12 protein-coding genes and 1 pseudogene are annotated in these 16,289 nt (G+C 39.9%); 4 read left to right on the top strand and 9 right to left on the bottom strand.

The window, feature by feature from the left end; translation table 11 throughout:
• Nucleotides 1–100, top strand: a pseudogene (locus tag FTT84_RS14075) (IS1 family transposase); the annotation flags it as partial.
• A gap of 2 nt (nt 101–102) precedes the next feature.
• Here FTT84_RS14075 and FTT84_RS14070 read toward each other — a convergent pair.
• The 5 genes from FTT84_RS14070 to acnD all read right to left on the bottom strand — a co-directional run bounded on the left by FTT84_RS14070 (nt 103) and on the right by acnD (nt 6,300).
• Entirely contained in the window at nt 103–588 is a 486-nt protein-coding gene (locus tag FTT84_RS14070; protein WP_180058004.1) for a DUF2569 domain-containing protein, read from the bottom strand.
• Nucleotides 589–749: 161 nt separating this feature from the next.
• The gene (locus FTT84_RS14065; RefSeq protein WP_180058006.1) at nt 750–1,325 is read right to left on the bottom strand and encodes a DUF4126 domain-containing protein; all 576 of its coding nucleotides are present in this window, start codon (nt 1,323–1,325) and stop codon (nt 750–752) included.
• Nucleotides 1,326–1,449: 124 nt separating this feature from the next.
• Nucleotides 1,450–1,593: a hypothetical protein gene (locus tag FTT84_RS14060; protein WP_081410307.1), complete on the bottom strand. Its 144-nt coding sequence runs from the start codon at nt 1,591–1,593 to the stop codon at nt 1,450–1,452.
• Between the two features lie 192 nt (nt 1,594–1,785).
• On the bottom strand, nt 1,786–3,597 hold the full coding sequence (locus FTT84_RS14055) for a hypothetical protein (protein ID WP_180058008.1): 1,812 nt from the start codon (nt 3,595–3,597) through the stop codon (nt 1,786–1,788).
• A gap of 84 nt (nt 3,598–3,681) precedes the next feature.
• Entirely contained in the window at nt 3,682–6,300 is a 2,619-nt protein-coding gene (acnD, locus tag FTT84_RS14050) for a Fe/S-dependent 2-methylisocitrate dehydratase AcnD (protein WP_180058010.1), read from the bottom strand.
• 599 nt (nt 6,301–6,899) lie between these two features.
• Here acnD and FTT84_RS14045 point away from each other — a divergent pair.
• Together FTT84_RS14045 and FTT84_RS14040 are read left to right on the top strand one after the other, a co-directional pair.
• Entirely contained in the window at nt 6,900–8,996 is a 2,097-nt protein-coding gene (locus FTT84_RS14045) for a multicopper oxidase family protein (protein WP_180058012.1), read from the top strand.
• A 123-nt stretch (nt 8,997–9,119) separates the two neighbouring features.
• Nucleotides 9,120–9,845, top strand: a complete 726-nt coding sequence (locus tag FTT84_RS14040) for a folate-binding protein YgfZ (RefSeq protein ID WP_257222868.1) — start codon at nt 9,120–9,122, stop codon at nt 9,843–9,845.
• A gap of 44 nt (nt 9,846–9,889) precedes the next feature.
• On the opposite strand, the gene FTT84_RS14035 is transcribed toward FTT84_RS14040, so the two are convergent.
• Nucleotides 9,890–10,135 carry a hypothetical protein gene (locus FTT84_RS14035; RefSeq protein ID WP_067764873.1) on the bottom strand — a complete coding sequence of 82 codons (246 nt, stop codon included), beginning with the start codon at nt 10,133–10,135 and terminating at the stop codon, nt 9,890–9,892.
• A gap of 280 nt (nt 10,136–10,415) precedes the next feature.
• Here FTT84_RS14035 and FTT84_RS14030 point away from each other — a divergent pair, with 280 nt between their 5' ends.
• A complete protein-coding gene (locus tag FTT84_RS14030; RefSeq protein WP_373685034.1) occupies nt 10,416–11,198 on the top strand; it encodes a tetratricopeptide repeat protein in 783 nt (260 codons plus the stop codon).
• Nucleotides 11,199–11,284: 86 nt separating this feature from the next.
• Here FTT84_RS14030 and FTT84_RS14025 read toward each other — a convergent pair whose 3' ends face one another.
• From FTT84_RS14025 to FTT84_RS14015, 3 genes are read right to left on the bottom strand one after another with little or no spacing between them, the layout of a single operon-like run.
• Nucleotides 11,285–12,421, bottom strand: a complete 1,137-nt coding sequence (locus FTT84_RS14025; RefSeq protein ID WP_180058014.1) for an NADH:flavin oxidoreductase/NADH oxidase — start codon at nt 12,419–12,421, stop codon at nt 11,285–11,287.
• A gap of 15 nt (nt 12,422–12,436) precedes the next feature.
• Nucleotides 12,437–14,629 carry a TonB-dependent receptor gene (locus tag FTT84_RS14020; RefSeq protein WP_180058016.1) on the bottom strand — a complete coding sequence of 731 codons (2,193 nt, stop codon included), beginning with the start codon at nt 14,627–14,629 and terminating at the stop codon, nt 12,437–12,439.
• Nucleotides 14,630–14,648: 19 nt separating this feature from the next.
• Nucleotides 14,649–15,905 carry a carbohydrate porin gene (locus FTT84_RS14015; RefSeq protein WP_180058017.1) on the bottom strand — a complete coding sequence of 419 codons (1,257 nt, stop codon included), beginning with the start codon at nt 15,903–15,905 and terminating at the stop codon, nt 14,649–14,651.
• Nucleotides 15,906–16,289 lie beyond the last annotated feature (384 nt).

Raw genomic sequence — 16,289 nt, 5'->3', positions numbered from 1 at the left:
GCGCGGTTTTAGAAAGAGTTGTAATTTCTCCAAAAAGATTGAAAACCATTTTAAAGCCTTCGACTTAACCTTTTTTTACATCAATAATGGTTTCATTTAATGTCAGCATACTTTTTGAAACACCACCGTATTTTTTACTCGTACAGACAAAAGTAAATACGGTACCCAAATGACACAACGTAAAGCGCTTTTAGCTAACTCTATGATTGTCTCATCACCAAAAGCGGTTTCTTGAGGGACTAGATAATCGGAAACCATGCAGTCGATAAGTAAAATCAATAAATAGCCAATCATTAAACCAATATAAAATTTTGGAAAGCGAAAATGTTTTGAAAAATACAAATAGACGGCATACAAGGAACAAACCAGCAGCACCACATTTACCGCACACTCGGCATAAATGAAATATAACAAACTGGGATGATAAATTTCTGACGTTGGATCACTGAGTAGATCAATACCCCCTTCTTTAAAAAATTCTAGCAAGGCATAGCCATCGACCAATAATGTGATGGGTGACAAAATCACACCAATGCCCACCAAAATGAGCCATCCACCCAGACCTGTTAATTCTTCCTGTTTATTCATTTTTATCTACATCGTTTTAATCTGGCGTGATCTTAGTCAGTGGACAGTTTTAAAGCAATCTTGTATTGATATTCAGCAATAAAAAATCCCATCTTTAAATACGCCGATGGGATATAGGTATTTTTAATCAAAATGATCATGCTGGCATTAGCGTTACAAACTTAAAGCGGCGTGGCAGGATTTTCATTGTGTTTCATACGAATCCGACGTACTAACCAAATTACGATACAAACAACTAATACCACGACAAAAAATGGAAGTAAGAAACTCAATACAGATAACACCAATGCCCCAATCCATTCACCTGTTGAAATGACAGGATTGGCTATACCACCTGTAGTGACTGTGGAAACACCTCGCGCTGCTACGGTGCTCATTTGTACTGCTGTTGCTGTACCGCCACCAACGATAATCGCAGCTGCCCAACTGGCAAACTGTGACATTTCCCCGCTACTTACAGCCATGGTGGCTAATGTCCCTGCAATCATGGCTGCCGGTGTTGAAACTGTGTCTAAGGCATTATCTACCCACGGTATGTAATAAGCAGCAATTTCACAAACGGTCGCAACTGCAAGTCCCATGCATACCGCAGGCATTGCAAGCCATTCAAAACCTTTCATCGGTTCGAACCAGCCCATTAGCGAAGCAACGCTCATAACTAATAAGGGTACAAATACACGGAAGCCACAGGCTGCACTAAGCCCTACGCCGATACATAAACCTAAGATTGTTTCCATGTGTGACCTCACCGTTGAAATGGTTTTTTATATTTTTATGCTTAGAGATAAATTAACAAAAAAGCCCTATCAAGTGATAGGGCTTTTCTTTCTTAACAGCGGGTAACTGTTAGTGTTTTGCAGCTTAGGCATTCTTATTGTTAAATTGATTGCCTTGGCATTTGGTACACGGTGGTAAACGATCAGTACCAATTTCTAAGTAGGTGCGGTGGCCGCATTTGACACAAAAATAGAAGCCTGTTCCGGGTTTTTGACCAGCAGTAACCATTTTTGTTCTCCATGTGTTTTAGAAATGGTGCAATCAGTATACCCCTATCGTGATGATTGTCTATTGGTCATTTCGACAATTGATAATGGCATTTAGGCAAAGCATAATTTCGTGTGGAAATTTTGGTGGGTTTACAGAGATTTGCTTATTAAATTCTAAAATCTTTCATAAATTAAAAAATTTTAACCATATTTATGCAGCACAATAAATCATAGGAAAAACTCCTGCATCTTTGGCTGCATGTGAAAATGACGATAAAATCCACAGCCATTGAGTAATATGTCCTGCGACTTTTTGTCCTTGTTGCAATTTCTTAAGCTCTCTCTCTATTTTAGTTTTAGAGATAAAATTACAACTTAGAATGCATTTTCTATGTAATTTAGGGTTTTTTAAAATTAAGCTAATATCTTCATGAAAATTTCCTGAATCCTTTCGAATCCTAGATATTTGAGTTTGTATGCCCTTACCTGTTCCATTAGCCCCCTTACCACTTTTATAAAACTCAGAAAAAGTTGTGGAGTACTTATTTATAATTTGTTGACTTGAGAAATGCATATTTCCTAAATTTTTAATACCTTGGCCAACAACATCCTGTAATTTACTAGCAGAATTTGTAATGTCATTTGAAAATTTTGAGTGGATAAAGCTGACACTAAAGTCTTTGGAATCAATAATTAAGTGATCTGCCCACTCATCACCTAAATCATCACAAAATATATAATCATTATTAGAGTGTAAGTTTTCAACAAAACCAAACATCGAATCTTTAGTAAAACTAGTTTGTTTAGAATCAAATTGACCTTTCTCTGATTTAAGCTTTTCAATATCTGCTCGAGGATAAAGCATAGTCAAAATTGAATCTATTTCTGATAAGCCAGATACATCTTCAAAGCAATTATCCATACAATACATATAACTAGGATTATCAAATGTCAGGCAGAATAAGCCTTTTTTATTAATATAACTCAAAAGACTTTCTAACTTTCCATTTTCTTCAATTTTAAAATTTCTCAATAATTTTGAATAAATAGACAATGTTCTTTTATTTCTGTTTATTTTTGAGGAGCCTTCAAAATTAACCACATTTAAATTATTATCCAACTCATATACAACACCCAATTTAGAAAATAACTTTTTATAGATCCCATCTGGCACATCTATAATTTTTTTGTCACGCTTAGATTGACCATTTACTTTTCTTTTCCGCTCATATTTTATTGATATCATTCCATTTTCTATTCGGTCTTCGATAGCAGAAATATCAATTAATAAGGCGGCGGGGTTACACAACGACAATACATGATCTAATGAAACTTTTTTTGCAAAAAGCTTAAGAAATTCATTTTCACTTGCATTTTCAATTAATTGAATTTGAATATATGCCCATTCGACTATTTCTTCTATAGATTGTCTAGGTGATGATTCAACAAATCTACCACTTCCTGAAATAGATTTAGTCTGCCCTTGCTCTCTTACTTTTAAATGCGATGGAACTGCACGTCCTGCTGAATGACTAGAGAAAGCTCCTTTTAGGTCACTTGATTCAAGTGACCTATTTCTAATAGCTTTTTCCGAAACTGTCATGTTACGCAATGAAATTTTTTGAAAATCCGCATTTTCCCCAATTAATTTACTTAATTCATTAACATCAATTAGTTGAAAATTCTCTTTCATATATTGCAAGTATGTTGCACAACTTTTACTCAATACAACTAAATAATTACCTATTTCAATTAGTACTATATAGGCAAAAATATGATCTTCGTAACTATCGTCATCCAAAAAATAAACAGGTCTGACTGTGGAAAAAACTTTAATTGAAATTGTAAAATCAATCAAATTTTGTGTCTGTTGGTTTAATCTAAATTCATCAATTATAAAAGTTGTGTTGGTTTCTTTATTATCACTAGCTAAATCACATATTTGATTAATTACAGCATCAGTAAATGGAATATCAGATTTAAAAAATAAGACATTTTTTGTTAATTCCAATCTTTCAGGCATGAATTCCCCAATTCAAAATGAATAAAAAACACCCTAAAATATAGGGTGTTTTTTAAACAATATCAAATGTTTCGAATTAAACTCTTAAGCCACATTCCCTTCTAAAAAGTCCTGTGCAAAGCGCTGTAACACGCCACCCGCTTCATATACTGAAACTTCTTCTTCAGTATCCAAACGACACGTTACAGGCACTTTAATAATTTCATTTTTGCCATCTGCTGTAGAACGCTCAACCACTAAAGTTAGGTCAGAACGTGGCGCAATATTACCAATTACGCTATACAGCTCAGTACCATCCAGCTTCAATGTTTTGCGGTCAGTTCCTGCTTTAAACTCAAGCGGTAACACGCCCATACCTACCAAGTTAGTACGGTGAATACGCTCAAAACCTTCCGCTACAATCACTTCTACACCCGCAAGGCGTACACCTTTGGCAGCCCAGTCACGGCTCGAACCCTGACCATAGTCTTTACCTGCAATAATGATCAGCGGTTGCTTACGGTTCATGTAAGTTTCAATCGCTTCCCACATACGCATCACTTCGCCTTCTGGCTCTACACGCGCTTTTGAACCTTGCTTGATGGTACCGTCTGAACGCACCACCATTTCATTAAACAATTTCGGGTTGGCAAATGTTGCACGTTGAGCCGTCAAATGGTCACCGCGGTGGGTTGCGTAAGAGTTGAAGTCTTCCTCAGGCACGCCCATTTTGTGCAGATACTCACCCGCAGCAGAGTCCATCATAATCGCATTCGATGGAGACAAATGGTCGGTGGTAATGTTATCTGGCAAGATTGCAAGTGGACGCATATTGCTTAATGTACGTGGTGCAGCCAAAGCCCCTTCCCAATACGGCGGACGACGGATATAGGTACTTTGTGGACGCCAGTCATAAAGCGGACTTTCAGATTTTTCAGCCACACCCAAGTCAAACATTGGAATGTAGACTTTCTTAAACTGCTCAGGTTTTACTGCAACTTTTACCAGTGCATCAATTTCTTCATCCGACGGCCAAATGTCTTTTAAGTAAATAGGATTACCGTCTTTGTCATTGCCGAGTGAATCAGTTTCGATATCAAAACGAATTGTCCCTGCAATTGCATACGCAACAACGAGTGGTGGCGATGCCAAGAACGCTTGTTTAGCATAAGGATGGATACGGCCGTCAAAGTTACGGTTACCCGAAAGCACCGCTGTTGCGTATAAATCACGATCAATAATTTCTTGCTGAATTACAGGGTCTAGCGCACCTGACATCCCGTTACAGGTTGTACATGCGTAAGCCACGATACCAAAGCCAAGCTTTTCTAGATCACCCAATACACCCGCTTCTTCTAGGTATAAAGCAGCGGCTTTAGAACCTGGTGCAAAAGATGATTTCACCCACGGTTTACGTACCAAGCCCAATTCATTGGCTTTACGTGCCAATAGACCTGCCGCAACAGTGTTACGTGGGTTTGAGGTATTGGTACAAGAGGTAATCGCAGCAATAATCACCGCGCCATCTGGCATTAAGCCTTCAGCTTCTTGCGCACGTGCAGCGTCTAAATTGCCTGCAATACCTTTGGCTTTTAAATCCGCAGTCGATACACGTGCATGCGGGTTCGATGGGCCTGCAATGTTGCGAGTCACTGTTGAAAGGTCGAAACGTAATACACGCGGATATTCTGCCGCTGTCATATCAGACGCCCAAAGACCAATTTCTTTGGCATAGGTTTCAACCAATTTCACCTGATCTGCTTCACGACCTGTCAGTGTTAGGTAATCAATGGTGTTTTGGTCAATGTAGAACATTGCCGCAGTTGCACCATATTCAGGGGTCATGTTCGAAATGGTTGCGCGATCGCCCACAGACATGCTGTCTGCACCTTCGCCGAAGAACTCAAGGTACGCACCGACTACACGCTCTTTACGTAAAAACTCCGTTAAAGCCAATACGATATCTGTTGCTGTAATACCCGGCTTGCGTTGACCTACAAGCTCTACACCAATAATATCTGGTAGACGCATCCACGATGCGCGACCGAGCATGACATTTTCAGCTTCTAAACCACCTACACCCACAGAAATCACGCCCAAAGCATCTGTATGTGGTGTATGTGAGTCTGTGCCCACGCAGGTATCTGGGAATGCCACACCTTCACGGTTTTGCACCACTGGAGACATTTTCTCCAAGTTAATTTGGTGCATGATGCCGTTACCCGCAGGAATTACATCGACATTTTCAAATGCAGTTTTGGTCCACTCAATAAAGTGGAAACGGTCTTCATTACGACGGTCTTCCACGGCACGGTTTTTCTCGAATGCATCTGGATCAAAACCGCCATATTCCACTGCCAATGAGTGGTCAACAATAAGTTGTGTAGGTACAACTGGATTGACTTTTGATGGATCACCGCCTTGGTCTGCAATCGCATCACGTAGACCAGCAAGGTCAACCAAAGCCGTTTGACCTAAGATGTCATGGCACACCACACGTGCTGGATACCATGGAAAGTCGTGGTCTTGTTTACGGAAAATGAGTTCTTTTAAGGATTGCTCAAGAATGGCTGGATCACATTTACGAACCAACTGCTCTGCAAGGACTTTTGAAGTGTATGGTAGTTTTGCATATGCGCCTTGCTCAATATTTTCAACGGCTTCACGCACATCAAAATATTCTAACTGGGTGCCTTGCAGTGGTTTACGGTAGTTGTTGTTCATAGCGTTCCTGCCCTCGGTCTTTCATTTTTTTGCGTTGTCTTTTGTTTAAGACAATTTATCTTTGTTCGTTAGGCATACTACACTGTCGAAAGTCCATTTCCCAAATCTTATATATTTCAAATATTTAAGCATAAAAATAGGTGTTTTTTGAAATATCTTGTTACATAAGTGATAGAATTAAAGCTCTAAATTGATTTTTTATCGAAAAATCATGGAATTTTCTCATTATTCTTTAGTCTAAGCAGAAATAGTCTGGATATTAATTCAACACCTTGAAGCACATCATGCAGTTTTTAAATTACTTAATACTGTTTTAACCTTGTCATCGACTCTAAAAATAAAGCTGTAAGTACACAAAATTTCAGCATTAATTTAAGCGTGACACAAAGCACATTAAATACCTAATCTTCTGATCAAATCGCATATTAATCCCTATTTGCAGGGATAGATTCAGGCTTCACCCCTCCCCGATAATATGAAGCGTACTCCTGACAGGAGTTGGTTTTATGACGCCAATCATCGTGACACACAACAAATAATTTGGACGCGCCATCATTCAAACTCACTGTTGATTCGTCATTATGCTTTGGGGAAAGTTCATGACACATTATAAAAAATTTATCGGGGCAAGCTGCCTTTTAAGCTGTTTAACGCTTTTTGCCTGTGGCGATAACAACAAAAAAGACAACGAAACATTAGTGCAAGAAGATGAGGCTGATGCTCTTCACGTAATTACCAATCCACCACGTTTAAAAGCCAATAAAAGCGGCGAACATGAGCTGATTGTTGCTTATAAAAAGCAAGCTTTATTTGACCCTGAAACAGGGGAATATGATCAATTACATGCGCGTGGCTATTTGACCAAGCCTGAGCTTTATAACAGTAAAAATGCCGATGGCAGCGTCACAGATGTATTGGTTGGCCCTCAAATTCGCGCCAAACAAGGTGAAAATTTAAAAGTTCATTTGGTCAATAACCTACCGGTTGAATCAAACGAAACTTGTCCTGATCCTGTTACCAATATTAATCAAGGCAATTGCTTTAACACCACTAATTTACATACCCATGGTTTATGGGTGAGTCCGCAAGGCAATAGTGACAACGTATTCCTCACTATCAAACCCAATCAAGACTTTCATTATGAATTTCAGATTGAGCCGAATCATCCTGCGGGTACGTTTTGGTATCATTCGCATGTCCATGGCTCAACAGCTATTCAGGTTTCAAGCGGCATGGCTGGCCCTTTAATTATTGAAGGTGAGCGTAAACCTATTGTGACGAATGGACAAATTCAGCAAAACGGTGACTTTGATATTTTATGGAAAAATCAAAAGACACAAAATTATGATCATGAAAAAATTATGCTGTTTCAGCAAATTCAATACAATGAAGATTGCGACACTAAGCTGACGCCGAATGCCGATTCACCTTGCCTGTATGCCCTTGAAGATTATTCAAAACTCGATATTCCAACCTCGTGGGCAGATGAAAATCGTTATACCAGTATCAATGGCAAAATGCTGGGAGAAATTAAAGTTGATCAAAATCAATACCACCGTTGGCGCATGATTCACGGTGGTATTCGTGACACTATTGGCTTAACCATCAAAGAGCTACCAAATTCTTCAGCATTCACCGCTGAACAAACGCTTGCTGAATGTCAGAACTATCAAACCAAAGCCATGTCAGCGCAATTTAAAAAATTAAAAACCTTGCCACTGTATACAGTCGCTCAAGATGGTTTAACCATGGGGAAAATACAAAAACAAGGGATTGAAATATTTCAGCCAGGCTATCGCTTTGATGCCATGTTGGCTTTTCCAAGCATTAATAAATACTGTGTATACGATGCTAAATTGAACTTAGAAGACGAAATCAATGCCCCAGACTCAAGTCCGCTGCTACGTCGTGCACCCGAAGAAAAACTGAATACGCAATTGCTCGGTTGGGTCAATGTTCAAGCAACGCAGCTACCTGTACAAAGCCCTTATGACTTTTTGAAAGCGCAAGCCACTGCTATTGGACTTGCACCTGAAGTAATTCAGCAAGTTTCGCAAGGTGATCTATCCGCCTTTATTTCTCATGCTAGCCTCATGACTGCTGAAGTCGATGAATTGCTCAAAAACATGGCAAAACAAATCACCAACTTCGACATTATGTTTAATGCTGATGGAAGCTTTAAATTTGGTATTCGTCATGCCGATGAAGGGACACTCATCAGCTTTGGCGATGCTTATCATGCAGAAGACCACACCCACCATAGCTTTGTACGTAAGCTCCCAATAGGTCAAACCCAAGAATGGGAATTAACCAGTAATGTTGCAAGTCATCCCTTCCATATTCATGTCAACCCATTCCAAGTAGTGAAAATTTTGAATGAAGTGGGTGTCGATGTCAGTGCCATAGGCAGTTCAGATAAAGATGGTGCTGGAAACATTGACTCGCAATATCACGGCATGAAAGGCGTTTGGAAAGATACGCTATTTGTGAAGCAAGGCTATAAAATAATTGTCCGCAGTAAGTATGAAAAATTTGAAGGTGATTTTGTATTGCACTGTCATATTCTGGACCATGAAGACCAAGGCATGATGGAAACTGTGCGTATATGTGGTGATAAGTTTGACTGTAACAGCGAAGCACCCGCCCACCACAGTATAGACATGAGCGCCAACGATTTATCAGCGCATAGCCATTAAGCCGATCCTTAAATAACAAAAATTAAAATGCCCATCCCAATATGGGCATTTTGTTTGCCTATCTGCTTTGCTTGCTGCAAAATATTGTAATTAATCATTTGTGAATATACACAGAGGCTCGTCATGTCAACGTCTATGGCATTTACATCTTTCACTTTAAATGGTGTGGATGCACAAAAATTCCTTCAAGGTCAGGTGACTTTACATGTTGAACGTCTGGAAGAAAATGTAACGCGTTATACAGCAATCTGCGACCTGAAAGGCCGTATTCACTTTGGCCTATGGCTGACCAAATTAAATGCCGAGAGTTTTGTGATTGTCACAACTCAAGATCAATCTGAAGAATTTGCCAAGCACATTAAAAAATTTGGTGCATTTTCAAAAATGAAACTTGAAGATGCGGGTCTCGTTTATCCACATTTAGTGAATGGCGAAACAACTTTTGGCACAGAGCCAACTGATGTTGCTGCATGGGAAGTTCAAGCGATTCACGCAGGTCAAGCCTATATCGACCAAGCGATTGAACATGTGTTCCAACCACAAGAATTACGTTTACATCAACGTGAAGGCGTGCACTATGACAAAGGCTGTTACTTAGGTCAGGAAGTTATTGCTCGTCTTTGGTTTAAAGCCAAGCCTAAAGCGTGGCTACATGCTATTGCAGGCAAAGGTTCTGCTCCCGCTGAAGGTGAACAATTGAATAAAGGCGTTCAAGTCGTCAATAGCGCAGTGGTTGAAAATGGCTATGTGGGGCTGGTTGTTGCCCGTCCAGATGCATTGTCTGAACTAGATGTCACTGTGCTTGATTTGCCAGAAGCTTTAAATGGTGATGTAGCACGACCGCAGTAAAATATTGATGCATAAAAAAACCTCCTGATAGGAGGTTTTTTTATTTAAAATCCATGAAACAGCTTGTTCATGTCTTTACACACATAGTCTTTAAAATGGTAAGCGCGTGCATGTTTAGCATCAAATTTTGCTTCCAGCTCACCTTTCTTAAAAATATAGACACGGTTTTCTTTACTGACCAAAAATTCAGCACCCAGCTTCATTAATAACGCATCAATCTTATCTTCATCTGCAATTGACTCATCCGCTGCAACCTTGTCATAGTTACGTTTGATGCCTTTTATAAACATGGTCTAACCTCAGATCTTTCGTTGAAGGCGCGATTTAAGCAAAGAACAATTAACTTTGCAAAGTACAAGCCAAATAAAAGCGGTATTGTTCTGAAAACTACAGCTTTTATACGTTAGAAAAATTTTCAAATTTTAAGTCCTAATCACAATTCCTCACTTTACATTTACATAAATCGACCTATGATGTTAAAACAGTCAAAAATAACCACCAAAACACATAAATGGAATTATGTGCATGTTTTACAAAAGGTTTTAAAATGAAAAAATTATTCTCGCAAGTATTTTGGCACTCACAACCCAATTCGCATTGGCTGATACTAAAGCCGCTACAGTGGATCCTGAATTTGCAAAAATCGAAGCGATGGTTAAAGCAAAAAATATGACGGGTGCTTATCAAGCACTCAGTAAATTAGCTGCAACCGGCAATGCCCAAGCCATCTATAACTTAGGCTATTTAACACAAACTGGCCAAGGTACAGCAAAAGACGAGAAAAAAGCCATTCAGCTTTATGAGCAAGCCGGTGCAAAAGGCTACCCTGTTGCTAACTATGTCTTAGGTAAAAATTACGCCACAGGTACTTTAGGCCTAAAACAAGATCCAGCCAAAGCCAAACAATATTTAGAACGTGCATCGAGTGCAGGTTTTGACGATGCAACTATCGACTATGCGATTCTTTTATTTGCTGAAAATAATCCTCAGTCAGACAAATTAGCATTAACGAAGCTAGATCCACTGATCAAGAAAGGTTTCTATCCTGCAATACATGCCAAAGCGCTGTATGACATCAGTACAGGTTTTAAAACTAAGAATGATAAACCAGTTCAACAAGGCTTAAATAGCATTCAAGATTTGGCGAAAAAAGGATATATTCCTGCTCTCATGGCTGTGGGGAACATGTTTGTGAATGGCAATATCATTCCACAAAACCTGCCTGAAGCGAAAAAAATCTTTGCAGCACTTGCACAAGAAAATGTACCACAGGCCAAAGAATCATTAGCAACAGTAGATAAATTAATAGCGGAACAAGCCAAAGCACCGAAAGCTAGCGCGAAAAAAAGTTAAAGCTCATTCATAAACTGTGAAAAAAAAGCCTTGCAATTGCAGGGCTTTTTATATTGCATTTTAAATTTATACCATTCTAGGCCAATTTATTTAAGCAAGGCTGCATCATCAAAGGCTTTAAATTGACTGCGCTGCGCATGTGGCTGACAGCGTAAATATTGCGGCGCAATTTGAATATCTGCTCCCAATTCTGCTGCTGCATGCCAAGGCCAACGCGGGTCATATTGAATAGCACGTGCAATACCAATTGCATCTGCCATTTCATATTGCAATATGCCTTCTGCCTGCATCGCTTCCGTAATTAAGCCCACTGCAATGACCGGAATCGTAACCGCATGCTTAATCGCCTCTGCAAAAGGGACTTGATAACTCGCCTGTAGATGTATTTTCTGATCAACAGCTAAGCCACCACTCGAAGCATGGATATACGCTGCACCTAATTGTTCTAAAGCTTTAGACAATCCCACTGCAGACTCGATGTCCCAACTAGGCTCGCCGGTATATTCCATCCAGTCTGTTGCAGAGATACGTACACCAATTGGATAATCCACAGGAACAACATTTTTCATGGCCTGTAAGACTTCTAAAGTCAAACGAATACGATTTTCAAAGCTACCACCATATTCATCAGTACGTTGATTAGATAAAGGCGACATAAACTGATGTAATAAATAGCCATGTGCTGCATGCAATTCAATGAGGTCAAATCCTGTATCAACTGCACGTTTTGCAGACTCAGCAAAGTCTAGAATAATCTGATCAATTTCAGCTTTGGTTAATGCATGCGGCGCATGATCCTGCGTATTAAATGGTAATTCACTGGCTGAAACCGTTTGCCAGCCTTGCGCATGATCAGGTGCTAATTGGCCCCGTCCATTCCACGGCTTATCAGTCGACGCTTTTCGCCCAGCATGGGCAAGTTGGATTGCAAATGGCATCGGTGAAAGACTTTTCACTTTTGCCAATAAAGCTTTGATCTGTGCGCGTTGTAAATCATTCCAAAGCCCAAGGTCTGCATAGCTAATACGCCCTTCAGGCTGTACCGCAGTCGCCTCAACAATACAAAGCCCAGCACCTGACAATGCGTAATTCGCCCATTGCTGTTCATGCCAATAGGTTAATTCGCCTTGTTCATTGGCAGAGTACTGACACATTGGTGCTATCACAATTCGATTACTTAAAGTCAAACTGCCAAACTGAATTGGTTGAAATAACAACGCCACAAAACTCTCCTTATTTTAAAATGCTTTCGTTACACTCAAGCCCGCACTCCAATTGACCCCATCTGCGGGTTCAAAGAAGCGTCCATTACCGTCATTCACAATCACAGAGCCGACATATTTTTCATCAAATAAATTGTCTGCTCGAACATAGCTTTTTATTTTCCAGTCATCCTGTTGCCAAACATAACCGGCATTGGCAGAAACCACGGTGTAGCTTGGTGCAGCATCACTATTGGCATCATCGACATAAATTTTATCCATATAACGGACATCAAGTCCGGCATTAAAACCTGTTTCAGGTTGCCAATTTAGCGCTGCAAAGGCTTGGTTTTTAGCAATACCCGGAATGTCATTTCCTTTCGTTACAACCTTTGCAGGATCGCTATTGGAAATGTCTGCATCAAAAGTAGCATCGATAAAGCTATAACTGGCTTGGGCAGTCAAATCACGCCAGAGCTTTTTATTCCATGATAACTCTAGCCCTTGGCGCAAGGTTTTATCGGCATTGCGGAAAGTATTACGCCCATTGTTCGATTCGCCTGAAACAATGTCATTCTGTGTTTCACTTTGGAACACGGCTGCCGTGAAATTGCCCCATGCATTTTGCGCTTTCACCCCCAATTCATAGTTATCACTACTAGCAGGTTTCAAATCAAAATTCATGCCGTCATCTTTAGAATAGGCCATTTCGGTAAATGTGGGTGTTTCAAAACCTTTGGCATAACTGACATAAGCGTTTATTTTCGGATTGATCGCCCAGCTTAGTGCCGCTGATGGTAGAACCTTGTCATAGTCGGTTTTACCGCTATCATTTCCATTATCTTTATCAGCTTCATAGACTGCTTTACTTTCATAATGATCATTGGATTTATAATGCACGTTGCTATATCTTAAACCTGCGTCCAAAGTCCATGTTGGAAGAAAATTCCAAGAGGCTTGCACATACGGATCCAAATTCCATAGGGTATTATTTTCATTGCGGCGAATATTGCCTTTTACACCATACTGCCCTTCAGCATTAAAGTTTTCATAACCTTTTCGGTCTTCATCCATATAGTCAAAGGCAAAACCGGCGGTTAGTCGTGTATTTGGTAGCAAATCTTTGCCCGTCCAACGAATATCCGTTCCATAATAATCACGACTAAAATCAATCACACCGCCTGCATGGCGAGGGTTTCTTTGACTTGTTGATGATATTGGATTTCCATCTTCATCTAAGCCTAAATTTATTGAATACTCACCTTTAGGAATCGATTGATACTGGGTTACATCACGTTGCCCCATATATACCATTGCATTGAGTTCATGCTGATCATTCAATGGTTTTTTCCATGTTAAGCCAGTTTGAGTTTGGTTAATTTCTTTACGTACATCAAACTGCTTTAAAAATGCTACTTGCTGTTTCGGATTATTTTGCCAATGTTTTCTTGTCAAACCTTGCGGATCATCTGCATTAATATCCACATGATTAACAATCCAGTTCACTTTTGAACCATCATCCAAATCCCATGTAAGCTTGGCATTACTTAATACTTTTTTAGCAGCGCTGTGGTCGCGATATCCATCCGTTTCAAAGTACGATGAACTCACCACATAACTTGGCTCACTAGCCTTGTCTGATCCACCTTGTAGCACCACATCAGCACGACTTTTGTTATGACTCCCAGCAGAATAACCAAGCTCAACGGAATCTTTGCCTGTTCCTTCTTGGGTTGTAGTTAATACCGCACCGCCCGAAGAGTTCCCGTAAAGTGATGAAAATGGGCCGCCTAATACTTCAACATGACTTAAGCTACTCATATCAATATTTGAGGTTTGCCCTTGCCCATCTGGCATGGTCGCTGGAATTCCATCAACATATAAACGGATACCGCGTACACCAAAAGTAGAGCGCGCACCAAAACCACGCATCGAAATTTGTAAATCCTGTGCGTAATTTTCACGATTATTGAGTTGTAGTCCGGGAACACCTTTTAAGGTCTCCGACAGGTTCACACCTGTATTGTTATTATTTTCTGGCTGCTCAATTCGATAAACCGAGGCTGGTGTTTTAAGCCAAGTCGTATTGGTACGAGGAGCTTCGATTGTAATAGCAGGAAGTAAAACAGGTTCCGTAGAACCTATTTCTGCATAAAGTTGCTGGCAGATGCATGCCGTCAGGCAAAGTAAATGTGTCGATGTGAATTTGACGTTATATTTACTTTGCATGGATGCACCTACTTGTTCATTAGAATGTTACCTTAGAGCTTAAACCAATTACGAAAGCATCATCAACTCGATTTGTTGAGCCTGGGTTAACAACATACTGTAGACTCGGGCGAACCATCAGCCATTTTGTTGGATTATGGCTGTAGTTCAACTCAATGTTATATTCTGCGCTCGCATCAAATTTGTCAGCAGATAAACGATTATTCACATGTGCTCTGTTCACGCCTAGACCAATCATGTCAGTCGGTAAACGGTCTGCTAAACCGATATATTTCAGACCCAATTGTTGTGAATTATCCACTTTCGTTGTTACACGATCATGCCAAGTAAAGTTAGCAAAACTATGTAAGCCACGACGACCCTCGCCTGTAGATGTCAATTGCTGCTCAATCGCAACCCAACCACCAAAAGTACGATTTTTTGCATCTGTCGGGTTAGCAATATCTTTTTGATTTTTTACGTCATCCGCAGTGTTATACATCCCACCAACACGGTAACTGCCCGCTAAGCCGTTTACCAGTGATTTAGGTGTCCACACCAATTCAACTGGAATAGTCACACCATCTGCTTGATCGGTATCCAAATTCCAACCATGACGTTCTAAAGCATTTTCAGGGTTAAATTCATAAACACCGACTTGTGCTGCAAGTTCAGGCGTCGCTTGATATTTCACACGACCGCCCCATTGAGCAACAGGCGTATTCATCCACATCGTACCTTGCCATTTGCCCATCTGTGCTGCACAAAAGGCATTACTTTCAAAGTCACATGCCATCACGTTAAAGTCCATTCCGAGACCTAGACGACCGGCTTTAATACTAATACCCTGTTCTTTAAAATTCTTTTCAATAGAAAGTTCTGTTAAGCGACTTTTTTGGTTGCCGCGACCAAAATTGGCTTGAACATTGGCCAATTGTGGGGCATCACCTTGTAAATCATCAATCGTTGTACTTTGGCCTTGACGGGCTGTCATCACTGCACGCACAGTTACGCCATCCCAACCCGCCAGCTTTTCCATATTGAGTTGGGTACCCAGCCACAATTGACTCGCCACTGTCGCTGAATGTCCAGCATTGCGCCCGCCATCGGCAAGATAGGCAGCATCTGCTGCAATATTTGCTTCAAACTTCACGCCCTGTTGAGCGAGTTCAGTACGTTTACCATCCCAATCACCCAACATATACTGACCTTTAGGGTCAAAAGCATCTGCGGCATTAGTATGTGTCATGGCTGCCATTACCAACGTAGGCATTAAAGCTAGACTGAATTTTTTCATTGGAAAACCTAAATCTGGAGAGAGTGCAGATCGCAACCCAAAGGTTTGAAATCTAAAGGCATAAAAATTACATAACTTTTCACATTCTATCTCAGCATATTTTTTATTATTCATTAAACTTTTTTTTATATATTTATATAAATACAAATAAACTTTTTTATATTTAAATTATTTTTAGCATTGTTTTCAAACACTTAAATTAAAAACCATTTTCACAGAAGTTTAATTTTTATACTTGATGAATCTGCTGCATTATTAGAGGTGGATCAGGAAATTTGAACAACACTTATAAGTGATATTTTGCTCCCCAAATGATGTTATAAACATCAATATATGGAGTATTTTATGACACGTAGACCAAGAAGAAATCATTCAAATGACTTT

This window comes from Acinetobacter sp. YH01019, assembly GCF_013420285.1.
Classification (GTDB): Bacteria; Pseudomonadota; Gammaproteobacteria; order Pseudomonadales; family Moraxellaceae; genus Acinetobacter; species Acinetobacter gandensis.
This window is presented reverse-complemented; position numbering and strand designations above follow the sequence as displayed.

Excerpts from the sequence above, each read along its gene's own strand:
- FTT84_RS14070 (WP_180058004.1), bottom strand. The coding sequence starts at position 588 with ATGAATAAACAGGAAGAATTAACAGGTCTGGGTGGATGGCTCATTTTG.
- FTT84_RS14065 (WP_180058006.1), bottom strand. The coding sequence starts at position 1,325 with ATGGAAACAATCTTAGGTTTATGTATCGGCGTAGGGCTTAGTGCAGCC.
- FTT84_RS14060 (WP_081410307.1), bottom strand. The coding sequence starts at position 1,593 with ATGGTTACTGCTGGTCAAAAACCCGGAACAGGCTTCTATTTTTGTGTC.
- FTT84_RS14055 (WP_180058008.1), bottom strand. The coding sequence starts at position 3,597 with ATGCCTGAAAGATTGGAATTAACAAAAAATGTCTTATTTTTTAAATCT.
- acnD (WP_180058010.1), bottom strand. The coding sequence starts at position 6,300 with ATGAACAACAACTACCGTAAACCACTGCAAGGCACCCAGTTAGAATAT.
- FTT84_RS14045 (WP_180058012.1), top strand. The coding sequence starts at position 6,900 with ATGACACATTATAAAAAATTTATCGGGGCAAGCTGCCTTTTAAGCTGT.
- FTT84_RS14040 (WP_257222868.1), top strand. The coding sequence starts at position 9,120 with ATGTCAACGTCTATGGCATTTACATCTTTCACTTTAAATGGTGTGGAT.
- FTT84_RS14035 (WP_067764873.1), bottom strand. The coding sequence starts at position 10,135 with ATGTTTATAAAAGGCATCAAACGTAACTATGACAAGGTTGCAGCGGAT.
- FTT84_RS14020 (WP_180058016.1), bottom strand. The coding sequence starts at position 14,629 with ATGCAAAGTAAATATAACGTCAAATTCACATCGACACATTTACTTTGC.
- FTT84_RS14015 (WP_180058017.1), bottom strand. The coding sequence starts at position 15,905 with ATGAAAAAATTCAGTCTAGCTTTAATGCCTACGTTGGTAATGGCAGCC.